This window comes from Paenibacillus sp. FSL K6-1217, from assembly GCF_045040735.1.
Classification (GTDB): domain Bacteria; phylum Bacillota; class Bacilli; order Paenibacillales; family Paenibacillaceae; genus Paenibacillus_AQ.
Genome location: NZ_CP150271.1, coordinates 4,108,507 through 4,123,766, shown reverse-complemented (window position 1 = coordinate 4,123,766; position 15,260 = coordinate 4,108,507). Strand labels below are relative to the sequence as shown.

Here is a 15,260-nt window from a genome sequence, read left to right as displayed (position 1 = left end):
ACCGATGCATAAGAAATGGCTGTACCGACTGATTCTTTCCTACCTGCCGATCCTGTTTGCCGTGGTATTCTGCCTGATTATCCTGTTCTTCCTGACCTTAAATGAGGCGATGGAGAGACAGACGGCCAAGGCGAACGGCGTGTACGCAGAGAATGTGCTGCAGATCGTGGATACCACCTTGCGCAACCTGGAGACAACAACGATCAAAAGCCTGCTGCTGGATGAGAAGGTTGGCAGTTATTTTGACCGGCCGGGGAAGCTTGATCCTTATCAGGATTACAGGGTAACGGAGGTGCTGCTGGATTTCATGTCACCGCTGCCGATGATTGATTCGGTCTATTTATACCGTGCGTCTGACGGCAAAGTGCTGATGCAGCATTTCGCCTCCCGACTGCCGGACTTTGGGGACCGCAGCTTTGTTGAGACGGCGACGGGAAATACCGGCGGCTATGTCTGGAGCGGCATCCGTGACTTACAGCTTTTCTCCGGGGAGGATCGGCCGAAATCAGTCATTTCCCTTGTGGAGCAGGTGCCTTACTTCTCCGGCGAGCAGGGGCTGATCGTCATTAACGTGCGCAAGGAATCTCTGCAGGCGCTGATCCAGGATATGAATATGGCGAATACGGAAATCTGCCTGAAAGATGCCGGAGGGCGTGCCTTTGCAGGCGCGGATACCTGTTCTGATCCGCAGGTGCAGAAGCAGGCGGTCAGCCGCAGCTCCTCCTATACCGGATGGTCGATCCAGGTGGGAATGGCGCGGGCAGAGGCTTTCTCGCTGCTGTCGGCTTTCTCCAATGTCTGGGCGGTCCTGGGCTTCGCGGCTGTCGTCGGCGGGATTGCGGCCATGACCTATATCAGCCACCGGAATTACCGTCCGATTGAGCAGGTCATGAGCCGGATCTACAGGTTCGGAGAGGACCGTTCCTTCGGCTGGAAGCCGCAGAGCAAGGAGGATGATGAATTCTCTTTCATCGGCCATGCGCTGGAGAGTCTTATTGAACAGACCAACAGCTATGAGAAGCAGCAGGCGGAAGGCATCCTGCACAGGCGGAATCAATTGTTCAAGGAACTGCTGGAGAATAGCGGGCAGGAGTCGGCGGAAGTATGGAGCCGGGAAGCGGAGCGGATTGGAATGACCGGTGAATTTGCCGGCGCGGTTGTGGGGATTGCCGAGATTGATTTCTATGAGGCTTTTGCTGCAGGCTACTCTGCCCGGGATCAGGCCTTATTCAAATTCACGCTTCGCAGTGTGATTCAGGAGATCGCCGAGAAGGAAGGGGAAGCTCTCTGGACAGAGTGGATCGGATCTGGTCGTCTGGGTCTGCTGTTCCGCCGTTCTGCCGGCGGGGAGAACGCCGATGGTGCAGCGGAGAAGGCCCTAATGATTGCCGAGAGTGCCTGCTCCTGGGTGAAGCAGCATCTCAAATTCACGGCAACCTTCGGCCTCAGCGGACCTGTAGCGGGTCTCAGCGGATTATCGGATGCGTACCGCAAGGCCCTGGGGGCGCTGGAGCGCAAAATCACCGGCGGTCCGGGCCGCGTCTATGCGGCGCCAGCCGGAAGACCGCTGCCTCCGGCAGAAGGCATGGATGTGCTGGTCCAGGCCATCGGCGCGGTTCCCCAGCTGTACCGGCTGGGGAACGCGGAGTGGAAGCCGCTGATCGAGCGGATCTTTGAATTGCTGGCAGGCGGCAACTACTCCAAGGAGGATATCGTCCGGCTGCTGAGGCTGCTGGAGACCGGGTTGGCCCGGGAGATGCAGGAGCTGCCGCCGGAGATGCGGGGAATCTGGAACAACGGACGGCTGCGGGGAATTCCGCAATCGCCGGAGTCTTTTGAATGGATTGAGGAGCTGCACGGGGAGCTGGTCTCTTCGTTGGAAGAGATGGAGGAGGCGCTGCGCAGTCTGCGGATGAACCGTGAGCAGTATACGCTCGCCAATAAGGTACGCGAATACATCGGCTGCAATTACGCTGACCCCGACTTCTCCCTGACCCATGTCGCTGACAGCTTCGCCATGAATACCAAGACGGTAAGCCGGATCTTCAAGGAGGAGATCGGCGAGAACTTCGTCGATTATCTGGCCCGCCTGCGCATGGAAGAGGCCAAGCGCCTGCTGACCGGGACCTCCGATCCGGTGCAGAGCATCGCGGAGCGTGTCGGGTATATGTACCCCATGTCCTTCATCCGCGTCTTCAAGAAGCTCGAAGGCATTACGCCGGGCGAATACCGCAGAGAACGGAGCGGTACACCGAACGATGAGCGGGAGGGTTAGGTAACTTTAAATACACAAGACGGCTGGGGTTCCCCTGGCCGTCTTTTTCTTTATTTCAGTTATCAGGTTTCACAGGATAACTGATCCTTCGGTTACTCTTACCTTATCAGATTCAAAATATTGGATCAGACGACAATTCCCCTTCAAATTGCGTCTTTTTTCCAAGCGGGCGTTGTTCTTCAGGGCGTTTGGCTTAGCGTAACGGACTGAGGTGCTGTTATTTGGGAAGAAAGTCGCCAATGGGGCGAGTAACGGACTCCACAGGCCTTATCCTTTGCACTTCAGCTCCGAAACGTCTCATAGCGAGACTATAAGGTCGCCTGAGTCCGTTAAGCTGCAAAAAGTAGCGTTTTCGCGGGGATAAGATCTCTCCGGTCCGTTAGATTTTGGGTGGATAGGGTTTGACGAGCTTATCCATCCTTTTTAATCTGATGCTCTACTCTGAACCGCTGCGGGGCAAAAAACCAGAAATCAAAGGTATCCAATACAACAGAATAAGCTTTAGAGCCAAATAAAGTGGAGTCTATTGTAGAGAATGCAATTACGAAAGCGCACGGGCCAAATGTAGGCGAAAAACCGAACACAATAGCATGCCAGCCAATCGCTCCTCGATGAGGAGCAGAAGTGTCCCTTATTGTCCCCCCCTCTCAGCTCTATCATAGGGTTCTGCGGTTCCTTGAATACCGGCAAGCAGTCTGTGCCGAGATAGCGGTAAGTCAGTCTCTGGCCCTGAACTGTTTACACAAATGGCTCTGGTTGGTCGTGGCGTTATTATGCTAAAAAAGGGCATGATCGTCAAGGAATTGGCCCGCCGTATACGCTACTCTAAAGGGGTAGATGACATAAGGTTGGAGGGACACGATGCAGCGTTGTTTATATAGAGCCGAGTGCAGGGAGGATGCTAATCCGTCAGTATTCTGGGGCGCACAGACCGGACTGCTGGATGAGCGGATGGACAGGCTGGGCGTTTCACGGGTTAGTATTTTTCAGGATGGCAAGGAGCTGTTTCTGTACTTTGAGTGCACCAGCCGGGAGGTGGAGCCGGAGCAGTTATTTCAGGGTGCGGCAGAGATTCTTAAGGAATGGCCGGGAGGGGAGCAGCCCCGGTTGTGGGTGCCTATGATGGACATTTTCCATTATCAGCAGCCGGTTTCCGCAGAGCATTGGAAGCGCAGTCATTCGGCGGGAACCCCCTACGGACGAGTGGCGGCGCTGAAGCCGGAGCAGGTCTCAAGCTATGTGTATCACCATTACCAGTATCAGGAGGAACGCCCGGGAGACGGCGACAAGTACGGGATCATCGGGCTGCATGAGAACCTGCTGTTTTTTTATTCCGAGCTGCCTGCAACGGTAGAGCCTGCCCCGTACGCCGGGAAGCTTGCCACGAATCTCCGGCCGGAGCACTGGGGTGAGGTGATGGACCCGCATTTCAGGAAATGGAGTGGGGTGCAGCCGGATCAGGCCATTTGGAAAAAGCTTGCGCTCGTCCTAACCATCCCCCGCCCCCATACAGGAAAAGGAGAATGATTATGCTACGTACATCCATATGTCTCAATGGTGAGTGGGATTTCATGCCGCTCTATGACCAGCCGCGCAGCCGCGCGCTTCCGGAGAGATTGCAATACGAGGCCCGCAAAATACAGGTTCCCTCGAGCTGGCGCTACAGCTATACTGCGCCTTCGGGCAGCAAATTCGGCGAAGTCGCCGACTATAACTTCAAGCCCTTCGATGTGTATGGATACCCGGAGGAATGGAATGAAGCTGAAGCCGGGGTGCTTCACCGCTCCTTCCAGGTACCGGAGATGATGCTGGGGCAGCGGATCGTACTGCGGTTCGACGGCATTATGCAAAAAGCGGCCATCTATCTGGACCGCGAGCGGATTGCGCTCTGGGAGGACGGCTTCCTGCCCTTGCGGCTGGATATCACCGCGCTGGTGAAGCCCGGCCGGGAGCAGCATCTGCATGTGGTCTGCGGCAGCTTCGATACGGCGGTGCTTCCCTCCGGGGAGACCAAAATCACCGGACTCTCCGGCTCCTGGTTCGGCAGAATCGCCCGGGGCATCTGGCAGGATGTCTTCCTGGAGGCTTATCCGCCGGTATCGCTGGAGGATCTTACGATCCGCACCTCAGTCCGGCAGGGGAGGCTGGAAGTCGATGCTCTGATAAGCGGCACAGAAGGAGGCCCCTTACCCGAAGATCTGCAGGTGCTCCTGCAAGTCAGGGAGCGGAAGTCCGGCATTCTGCCCGCACTGGCAGAGCCGCCGCAGCCGCTGGCGGCAACCCGGCCGCTGCCCGTACTAGAAGCAGAAGCCGCAGTAGCACTTCGCCCTGCGGAGGCTGCGGCCGGGCGGCAATTATGCTGCAATACCGGCAGCCGGGAATGGGGCGGAGCGGCATTCAGCCTGCCCTGGCAGGATGCCAAGCTCTGGAGCCCGGACTCCCCTGTCCTGTATGAGCTGGAGCTTGTGCTGCAATCGGACGGTGGGGTTCTGGACCGCCGGAGCGAGACCTTCGGCTTCCGGGAGTTCTGGTGCGAAGGGCCGCAGTTTATGCTGAACGGCATTCCCGTTAATCTGCGGGGGGACTCGTGGCATTTTCAGGGGGCGGCCCAGCAGACAGAGGACTATATCCGGGGTTGGTACCGGATGTGCCGGCAGGCGGGCATTAACAGCATCCGGCTGCATGCACAGCCATATCCGTCTGATTATCTGCGGATTGCCGATGAGGAAGGGATGATGATTGTTGATGAGACGGCCATCTACGGCTCCAGCAAAAGCATGGATGCCGCCCATCCCGCCTTCATAGACAATTGCCGCGCGCATGTGCAGCGGCTGGTGCAGCGGGACAAAAATCATCCCTCTGTCATTCTGTGGAGTGTGCAGAACGAGATGCGCTGGGTTGACGGGCGGGATATCTACAAGCAGCATATACCCGCTCTGATGGAGCTGATGCGGGCACTCGATTCCACCCGCCCGATTATGGTGGAAGGGGATAACCGCCTGATCTCCAGGCAGCAGACCGAGGTGGAGAGCCGCCATTACAACATTGACGGCACCATCGCGCAGTGGGACCGGCAGGTTCCGCTCACCTTCGGCGAGCATGGCGGCTGGTGGTACATCTGTCCGCAGAACAGCAGCATGTATTCGGGAATGGATGTATATAAGGACTCTGACGCAAGTGCCGCCGGTCTGGCCCACAAGGAGCGGCTGTTCGTGGAATATGCACGGCGGCAGGGCGTTTCAGGGATCTCGACGTTTAACTTTGTCCATTATTTCATGCGGGCGATGCCGGAGCAGGAGCTGAAGCTGCCGCAGGCAGACCTGACTACGCCGGGCCCTAAGCCTGCCGTGATTCCGGCATACTCACTTTCGCTGAACAACGGGCTGCTGCCGGAGGAGTACCCGGTTTACAGGCCTAATCCTGCTTTTGCCATTATGGCCTCGGCCTTCAAGCCGGTAACGCTGATTGCGGCTGAATACAACCGCTGCTTCTTCGATGACGCGCCGGTCTCCCGCAGCTTCGATGTCTATAACGATACGCTGTCAGTGCAGGAAGTGACGATCGAATGTGAAGTCATGCAGGGCGGGCGCAGGGTACACAGCGAGACCTTTCGCTTCCGTCATGAGCCTGCTCAGCGCCGGAGCATCCGGCTGGAATGGATGCCCGAGGCGATCCATGGTGAAGGAGCAGGAGAGGGGACAGGAGTAGGCGCAGCGGTAGGCGAAGAAGAAGCCACGCTGTCCGCCCGCCTGTTACATGGCGGCGAGCTGATGCATGAGCTTGAGGTAAGCTACCGCCTGCTGTCTGGCAGCTGCCGTACCGAGCCGGTGGAGATCGCTCTGCCCGCAGCTTACATCGGTTCTGACCGGGACTTCCAGGCGATTCACGCGCTGGTGCCCGCACTGGTCCGGGCAGAGCCGGACGCGGTAGAGAAGCTTACAGCCGGGAGCCTGCTGATTGTCGGCAGCAAGATGGAGGATAAGGACGGTGCGCTGGACCGGGGGCTGCGAGGGTTCGTGCAGCAGGGCGGCCGGCTGCTGCTGCTGGAGCAGCTTCATCTCTCTCCCGGCAGGCTGCCGCTTACCCGCCGGGAATTCATCCGCGCACATGCCGGGGATTACGGGCATCCGGTGCTCCGGGGATTAGGCGCGGAGGATCTGATGTACTGGCATGAGGAGCTGCGCGAGGACGGGCCGCTGCCGATCATCCGGGCGGCCTTCGAGAAGCCGGTGACCGGCGACTTCACCCTGCTGCTGGAATGCAGCGCAGGGGACTTCGGAGACGGCGGCGATCTGTGGTCGACGCTGCTTGAATACCGCAGCGGAGCGGGCATGTTCCTGGCGAATCAGCTGGAGATTATGGATCATCTCCAGCGGGTTCCCCAGGCCTGCCTGCTGCTGCGCAGCCTGCTGCAGTATGCGGGCCGCGCGGTGGAAGCGGCTGCTTCCCCGGTAGCGGTGAGGTCCGTCTCCGACGAACCTGCCGGCAATCCCGCCGCCGTAGCCGCTCCCACCGCCGAACCCGCTACTGTCGATCCCGCCGTAGCCGATCCCGCCGCTGCGCTGCCGCCCGCCGCGGCAAGGTCCGCTGCGGTATGGGTCCGCAGCGGCGGAAGGGCGGAGGCCTTGCTCGGCAAGCTCCGCCTGGAGGGACGCAGGCTGGACAGCGCCGCAGGCTTGTCCGGCCTGACCCCCGGCCTCCTCGTCGTGGAGGCCGCACTGCTGGGCGGGCCTGGCGCGGCCGAAGCCGTCCGCCAGGCAGCCCTGGCCGGCAGCAGCGTGCTGGTGCTGCCGGCAGAGCCCGGCGGGCAGGAGGCGCTGGCCCGCCTGCTGGACCGCCCCGTGCGCATCGCGCCGCACGGGACGTATCATCTGGCGGCGGACTATACGCACGCCGCCGTGCAAGGCATCAGCCCGGTCGACCTGTTCGGGTTCGACAAGGTGCATCTCTCGCCCCGGGATGTCGTCAACCGGGAGCTGGCCGCGTACAGGCTGGAGGTGCCGGACGCCGAGGTGCTGTGCACCAGCGTGGAGGGCACAGCCTGGAAGGATTATTTCGCCGGGCAGCATGCGGCGGAATACAGCCGGCTGGCGCTGGTCGAGCTGAACCGCAGCCGGGCAGCTGCTCCGGGAGCTTTTGTGATCCGGCAGGCGGCCGGAGCGGGAGAGATCCTCTGCTCGCAGCTGCTCGCCGACCCGGACAGCGACAAAAGCCTCAGGCTCTACACCCGCCTGCTCGGCAATCTCGGAGCGGCGTTCTCCGATGAGTTGCTGCTTCATGACAAGGAGGATGCGCAGTGGGCGGTGGAGGCCGCAATGACGCTGTTCTGTCCGCCGCACATCGACTACGAGGCGATGAAGGACTACTATACAGACCCCGAATTCTCCCTGAATAACCTGGGGGAAGGCCTATATGGCTGGATGAAGAAAAAAGAACGCCGCCCGGACGGAACCTTCCTCATCCCCACACCGGAAGGACGCCCTCTGTTCCTGAGCTGCTTCGTGCATCTGCCGGAGACAGCGGATGCAGCTTCAGACAGCGTGAGCAAGGGCGGTACAAGAACCGGCAGACTCCGGGTGAACTCGGCCTGCGCTTTTGAGATCTATATGAATGGACGGCTGGTGGCAAATCCTGAACAGGAGATTACGCTGGTAAGCGGGATCAACCGCCTGATCGCCATCGTCCGGGGAGCGCAGGAGGATATTGCCTTCGGCATGGTATTCCTGAATACGGACGGCACGTATATGAATGATCTGGAGTTCCGCCTGACGATGGATGAGGTGGAGCCCAAGTGAGTAAGATCAATGGAGAGGAGCAGACCGATATGAACGCCAATGAACCGGTACCATCCGCAGCATCTGCATCATCCGCACCGTCCACATCATCCGCACCACCCGCAGGCCCTTCCGGCCACGCACAGAGTAACAAGGCTGTAGAACCGCCTTATGGGGTCAGTCTGCTTGCCCGCACTACTGAGCTGGACCAGTATTTTGCTTTCAACGATGAGGCGAGGGAGGTAGAGTTCAAGCGGCATGATATGCCGACCCCCTGGCTGAACTATTTATCCAACGGGACCTTCCATACCATGCTGTCCCATGCGGGCGGCGGATTGGCCTTCTACAAGTCTCCGCAGATCTGGCGGATTACCCGCTACCGTTTCTTCCATCTGCCCACCGACCGCTCCGGCCCGTATATTTACTTGCAGGATGCCGGTACAGGCAGCTACTGGTGTCCCACGTATGAGCCGGCCTTCCAGAAACCGCAGGAGTGGAAGAGCAGCCACGGAATGGGTTATACCCGCTTCGAAGCAGAGCAGAATGAGGTTGCGGCGAAGACCGTCTATTTTGTCGGGCCATACGAGAACTCGCTGATCTGGAATCTGACGCTGACGAATAACAGTAGAGAGGTCAAGGAGCTGAACGTGTATGCCTACGCCGAGTTTGGGATGATGGAGTTCATGCGCGAGCTGCAATGGCAGTGCTATAACAAGCATCAGGTATCGGTGCAGTACCACGGCAAGGAAGCGCTGATCTACAAATACGGGGTGGAAAATCAACCCAAGCCGGACGAAACACCGCTGGTCTATATGATGTCGGACGCACCGCTCGCCGGGTATGACGGAGACCGTGAAGAATTCATCGGCAGCTACCGCAGCGAGTCGAATCCGGCCGCTATAGAGCAGGGGGGCTGCACCAACTCGGCCATTCTGGGGGGAGACCCCTGCGGCGCACTCCAGGTTCAGGTAAGGCTTGCGCCCGGCGAGACCCGTACCGTGAACTTTTTTCTCGGAACGGCTATGAATGAGGAAGAGATCGAACGGGCCATCGACCATTCGCGGGAGGGGGATTTCGTCACCCGTTCCTATGCGGCGCTTCAGGAGAACTGGGACAGCTATTTGGGCGCATGGAACTGTGAGCTGCCCGATCAGGATGCGCAGCGCATGCTCAACACCTGGAATCCGTACCAGTCACAGCGGAATTTCCTCTTCTCGCGCAATATTTCGTACTATGCCACCGGCACCTTCCGGGGTGTCGGCTACCGGGATACCGCCCAGGATATTCTGGCAGTCGTACCGTACGATCCCGAAGCGGCCAAGGATAAAGTCCGGCTGCTCCTGGGGCAGCAGTATCAGGACGGGCATGTGAATCATTACTTTTTCCCGAATGAGGGCTGGGACCCGGTTACGAGTATCCATTCGGATGATCACCTGTGGACGGCGCTGGCCGTATGGGACATTCTGGCCGAGACCGGGGACGCGGCGTTCCTTCAGGAGAGTATTCCGTTCTATGACGGCGGTGAAGCGCCGCTGTATGATCATTTGAAGCGGGCGGTGGACTTCACCGTCTCCCGGCTGGGGCCGAACGGCTTCCCGCTGATGCTGCGCTCGGACTGGAATGACCAGCTTTTCCGCGTATGCCGTGAGGGCAGAGGGGAAAGCATCTGGACAGCGATGCAGTTCGGGACGGTGCTGCTGCGCATGAAGGATCTGGCGGCGGCCTCCGGTTACCCGGAGCATGCGGCGGACTATGACCGGCTCTACGGGGAGCAGAAGCGGCTCGTGAACACGCTGGGCTGGGACGGACAATGGTTCCGGCGGGCGGTGATGGATGACGGGCGGTATCTGGGTACCGCTGAGCATGAGGAGGCCCAGATCTGGCTCAACGCCCAGACCTGGGCGACCCTGTCCGGGATGGCTGAGCCTGACAAGGGGCTGAAGGCGATGGACAGTGTGCGCGACATTCTCGATACAGAGCTGGGCATCAAGAAGCTGCATCCGTCCATCACGAACTTCCCCGATCCCGCCGATCCTTTAACCAACTATAACAAAGGAACCGGGGAGAACGGAGCCGTCTTCTGCCACGCCAATACCTGGGCGATCATTGCGGAATGTATGCTGGGCAGAGGGGATCAGGCGTACAAATATTACCGCCAGTTAATCCCGAACATCGCCATGGAGCGGGCCGGGATACAGCGGTACAAAGCGGAGCCGTATGTCTATGCCTCGAACCTGTTCGGGCCGGAGTCCGACAGATTCGGCCTGGCGAATGTATCCTGGCTGACCGGGACGGCCGCGTGGATGTATGTAGCCGCTACGCAGTACATTATGGGCATCAAGCCGGTGCTGGCCGGACTGTCGGTGAACCCGTGCATCCCGTCTTCCTGGGAGGGCTTCTCGGTCACCCGGCGGTTCCGTGACTGCCTGTATGAGATTACCGTGAAGAACAACAGCCATGTCTGCTCAGGCGTCCAAGAAATCCGGGTGGACGGCGAACGGCTCGAAGGAACAGTCATCCCCCCATACCCGCACAAACAATCAGTGAAAGTGGAGGTCATACTGTAACGGTAGGCTTTCTGTAGAGACAGAGGGACTAAGTTAGATACAGAGTTTATAAGCAGTATAAAAAGTGTCCCGTAGGCGGCTCCTAGCAACGCCCGTGCGGGACATTTTTTTGGCGTTCAACGAACAGCCGGCTGATGCAACCAGGAACTACGCAGATTGGAACCCGCCATGGAACCGCTGGATCAATGAGGTGCAGAAGTGCACTTGAATTCGCCTAAAGTAGGAGATATGTGGAAATGAGGTGCAGAAGTGCACCTGAATTCGCAGGTGAACCAGAAGTTACTGTTAACTTCATTAAACAAATTCATTTTTCTATTAACCTCATTAACTCCACCAATTCCCAAGTACATTGAATAACCTCCCTAATCGGAATTCTCTTCATCCGCCCCCAGCAATCCTGACTCATTCTCCAGGCCAACCCTCTTTCCCAAAAATCAGGCTTGCCCCCGGGTTTACTTTTACGCCTTGCGTGGTATAGTATAGGTATAAGTTGCATGAAGGAAATATAGTTGCTCTATTGCAAAAATGATTATCATTCTCATTTATCTCTCAGGCATGTCTTTCTTTTAGTCATCACTTTGAGTCATGCCATCATCCCATTCATTATCCTCAACAACCATACCTGTTCAACATGCTGTCCCGGCGATGCCGGGGCAGCATGTGTCATTTTAAGGGTGTTAATAATGGCTCTCATTCTCAAGTGTGCGCTTAACCAAAACCAATCAGGAAGGTGATTTATTATGCAAGCAACCTCGAAATCAATGCCCAAATCCATAGCGCGTCAAGGAGGCGCGCAGCAGCCCCGGACGCCTGGACCGCGCCGCTTCGATCCACTGGCGATGCTCAGCAACTCCGAGATGCAGGCCGCACTTGGGAGCGGGCTGATTATGCTGGTAGCCTGGGCTACCAGCGGCTGGTCCGAGGTCTTATCCGTCATTCTCTATGTGATCTCTTATACGCTGGGCGGCTGGATGAAGGCGAAGGAAGGCGTGGAGACGCTGGTCAAGGAACGTGACCTGGATGTTAATCTGCTGATGATTGCCGCTGCGCTCGGTGCCGCCTCGATCGGATACTGGAATGAAGGGGCGATGCTGATCTTCATCTTTGCCTTGAGCGGGGCGCTGGAGAGCTACACGATGGAGCGCAGCAAGAAGGACATCTCCGCGCTGCTGGCCCTCAAGCCTGCCACTGCGGTCCGTATCGAGCAGGGAGCGATGAGTGAGGTAACCATTGATCAGCTCATGCTAGGCGATCTGCTGCTGATCCGTCCGGGTGAACTGATTCCCGCTGACGGCAAGGTATGCCGGGGGGAGTCGTCTGTGAATCAGGCCTCCATCACAGGAGAATCGCTTCCCGTAGACAAAGCTGCCGGCAGTGAAGTATTCGCCGGTACCGTCAATGGAGAAGGCCCCCTCTATATAGAAGTGACGAAAACTGCTGAGAATACACTGTTCGCCAAAATCATCCGCATGGTGGAAGAGGCGGAGAACGAAGTGCCGGATTCGCAGCGTTTTATCAAACGGCTGGAATCTGTATATGCCCGGGTTGTGGTGGCTGCCACAGTACTGCTGATCACCTTGCCGCCGTTTGTGCTGGACTGGAGTTGGAGCGATACGTTCTACAAGGCCATGGTCTTCCTGGTCGTGGCGTCCCCGTGTGCGCTGGTATCCTCAATCATGCCCGCCATGCTGTCGGCGATCTCCAAGAGCGCCCGCAAAGGCATCCTGTTCAAAGGCGGGGTTCATCTGGAGAATATGGCGCGGACCTCGGTTGTTGCTTTTGACAAAACGGGTACTCTGACGGAAGGCATTCCGCAGGTCACGGACTTCATCGCCGGAGAAGGGTATGTGCGGGAAGAGCTGCTGGCTGTGAGTGCCTCCATCGAGAAGCTGTCGGGGCATCCGCTGGCAGAGGCCATTGTCGCGCTGGCGGAAGCGGAACAGATCGGACTGCGGGATATTGAAGAGAGCCAGTCGGTCACCGGCTGGGGAATTGAAGGCGTCATAGACGGCCAGCTGTGGCGGATCGGCAAGTCGAATCTGCTGGATGAAGCGGAAGGGGCGGCTGCCGGGGCGGATACGGAACATTGGAAGGCTCTGCGCAGCAGTCTGGAACAGGAAGGCAAGACGGTATCGCTGATCCTTGCCGGAGAGACCATCGCCGGAATGATTGCCCTGCAGGACACCGTTCGCCCCCAGGCGGCGGCTGCCGTGCGCAAGCTGCACGAGCTGGGGATCAAGGTAGCGATGCTGACCGGGGACCGCGAGGCTACAGCCCAAGTAATTGCAGGGCACAGCGGCGTTGACCTCGTGTTCGCCGGGCTTTTGCCGGAAGATAAGGTATCGCATGTCAAGGCACTTCGTGAACAATACGGCCATGTCATCATGGTAGGCGACGGGGTGAATGATGCGCCTGCGCTGGCTACAGCAACGGTTGGCATGGGAATGGGCATGAAGGGCAGCGGGGCTGCACTGGAGATTGCCGATGTGGTGCTGATGAATGACAATATTGAAGAGATTTCCGGGACCATTGCCCTGGCGCGCCGTACGCAGCGGATTGTGAAGCAGAATATGATTTTTGCCGTAACGGTCATTGCCACCTTGATGATCAGCAACTTTGTGCAGGGGATTGCGCTGCCGTTCGGGGTGGTCGGGCATGAGGGAAGTACGATTCTCGTCATCCTTAACGGATTGCGTCTTTTGCGCTAAATCAGGCTGAAGCAGCAGAGGGCCTACCCAAATCAAAATTTAATTGCTTAAAATTGAATTGTTCACAAAAAGGAGCGTTTACAACGGGTCTGACATATTGACAACTCCCCTTGAGGTGATCATAATAAATACTACATTGTAATTATTTTAAATAAGAAATGGCGTCTTTTCCGTCCATCTTAAGGGGGATATCATCATGTACAAATCAATTATTGTCGGTACTGGACCGGCCGGATTGACAGCTGCTATATATTTGGCCCGGGCGAACCTGAACCCGCTCGTTATCGAAGGTCCGCAGCCAGGCGGACAGCTTACCACTACCACAGAGATCGAGAACTTCCCGGGATTCCCGGAAGGCATTCTGGGTCCCGATCTGATGGATAATATGCGCAAGCAGGCAGAGCGTTTTGGTGCACAGTTCGTGACCGGCTGGGTGAACAGCGTGGAGCTGGGCGACCGTCCGTTCAAGCTGAACGTGGAAGGCATGGGTACGCTGATTACGGATACTCTGATTATCTCCACAGGTGCCACTGCCAAGTATCTCGGGATTCCCGGGGAGCAGGATAACATCGGACGCGGGGTCAGCACTTGTGCGACCTGTGACGGATTTTTCTTCCGCGGCAAAGAGATCGTGGTTGTCGGCGGCGGCGATTCCGCGCTTGAAGAAGCGGGCTTCCTGACACGGTTTGCTTCCAAGGTCACCCTGGTGCACCGCCGTGAAGAGCTGCGGGCCTCGAAGATTATGCAGGACCGTGTCCGCGATAATGCCAAAGTGACCTGGGGATTGAACCGTACCCCTGTTGAGGTGATTGCCGGAGACAAGGGTGTGACCGGCCTGAAGGTGATCAACAACGAGACCGGCGAGGAAGAGTTCCTTGAAGCCAGCGGGGTCTTCGTGGCGGTCGGCCATCATCCGAATACGGCATTCCTGGGCGGACAGATCACGACGGATGCGAACGGTTATATCGTATCGAATCCCGGAACCTCCGAGACGAACATTCCCGGCGTATTCGCCTGCGGCGATGTGCAGGATACCCGTTACAGACAAGCCATTACGGCGGCAGGCAGCGGCTGTATGGCAGCTATGGATGCCGAGAAATATATCGAGAGTCTGGAGCACAGCGCAGTAATTATGTAAGTCTTGCATTTGGAGAAGCAGGGGTTCCGGTGCTACAATAGAGCTCAGAGTCTAATACGTATATACGAGGAGGAAATCATACTATGGAGAATGTAATTGTATACACATCGACGAATTGCCCGCATTGCCGTCAGGTGAAAAGCTTCCTGAGCGATAAAGGGGTAGCATACGAGGAACGCAATATCGAGCAGAATGAAGAGTACGCCCAGCAGGTATGGGATATGGGCATGAGAGCTGTTCCGATTACAGTAATCGGTGAGATGAAGATCGTCGGTATGAACAAGACCAAGTTCGACAAGGCTTTGGCTGCAACAGAATAATCTGCTGAATCCTCATAGAACATACAGGCCGCTTCCCGCTGGGAGGCGGTTTTTTTGCATGCCGCGAGTGGATAGTTGTGGATGAAGACGGGGGAAGAAGAAAAAGCCGGGCGTTGCGCGGTTAGAGAGTATGATGCACAACGCGCCGGTCCGTCAGGTAAGAGACATGACCATCTGAAAAACAGCATAGACGGCAATGCCGCCGGCAATGAGAAGAAGGCCCGATTTCTTCCGCGACTGGAACAGACGCAGCACACCGAGGCTGACGAGCGGAGCAATGATGAGCAAGAGCAGCAGCACCGCGATGAACATCTTCGCCGAAATATCAGACGTATCAACATAAGTCATGGATTCTCTCTCCATTTCAGAAAAAAAGGGTGTGGTGACAAATGTCACACAAGTATCCTTATTATATAGGATAGCCATGCCTTTTAGAGCAGAAAATGCAGATAAAAATGCGGCGATTTTAAGAAATCTA

The 15,260-nt window shown here is 57.4% G+C and carries 8 protein-coding genes; 7 read left to right on the top strand and 1 reads right to left on the bottom strand.

Annotated features, from left to right (window positions below):
• Positions 1-4: 4 nt before the first annotated feature.
• The 7 genes from MHH28_RS18105 (at position 5) to MHH28_RS18075 (ending at position 14,782) form a co-directional block, all read left to right on the top strand.
• Entirely contained in the window at positions 5-2,275 is a 2,271-nt protein-coding gene (locus tag MHH28_RS18105; RefSeq protein WP_405104427.1) for a helix-turn-helix domain-containing protein, read from the top strand.
• Positions 2,276-3,136: 861 nt separating this feature from the next.
• Positions 3,137-3,802, top strand: coding sequence for a hypothetical protein (locus MHH28_RS18100; protein WP_405104426.1), 666 nt, complete (start codon positions 3,137-3,139; stop codon positions 3,800-3,802).
• A gap of 2 nt (positions 3,803-3,804) precedes the next feature.
• A complete protein-coding gene (locus MHH28_RS18095) occupies positions 3,805-8,070 on the top strand; it encodes a glycoside hydrolase family 2 TIM barrel-domain containing protein (RefSeq protein WP_405104425.1) in 4,266 nt (1,421 codons plus the stop codon).
• Entirely contained in the window at positions 8,067-10,616 is a 2,550-nt protein-coding gene (locus MHH28_RS18090; protein WP_405104424.1) for a GH36-type glycosyl hydrolase domain-containing protein, read from the top strand. Before MHH28_RS18095 ends, MHH28_RS18090 begins: the two co-directional genes overlap by 4 nt.
• A gap of 761 nt (positions 10,617-11,377) precedes the next feature.
• On the top strand, positions 11,378-13,324 hold the full coding sequence (locus tag MHH28_RS18085; protein WP_405104423.1) for a heavy metal translocating P-type ATPase: 1,947 nt from the start codon (positions 11,378-11,380) through the stop codon (positions 13,322-13,324).
• Positions 13,325-13,520: 196 nt separating this feature from the next.
• Positions 13,521-14,462 carry a thioredoxin-disulfide reductase gene (gene trxB / locus MHH28_RS18080; RefSeq protein ID WP_405104422.1) on the top strand — a complete coding sequence of 314 codons (942 nt, stop codon included), beginning with the start codon at positions 13,521-13,523 and terminating at the stop codon, positions 14,460-14,462.
• Between the two features lie 83 nt (positions 14,463-14,545).
• Complete coding sequence (locus MHH28_RS18075) at positions 14,546-14,782, top strand: glutaredoxin family protein (protein WP_405104421.1); 237 nt, start codon at positions 14,546-14,548, stop codon at positions 14,780-14,782.
• 153 nt (positions 14,783-14,935) lie between these two features.
• Here the strand turns inward: MHH28_RS18075 and MHH28_RS18070 are convergent, their stop codons facing one another.
• The gene (locus MHH28_RS18070) at positions 14,936-15,130 is read right to left on the bottom strand and encodes a hypothetical protein (protein ID WP_405104420.1); all 195 of its coding nucleotides are present in this window, start codon (positions 15,128-15,130) and stop codon (positions 14,936-14,938) included.
• Positions 15,131-15,260: the final 130 nt, after the last annotated feature.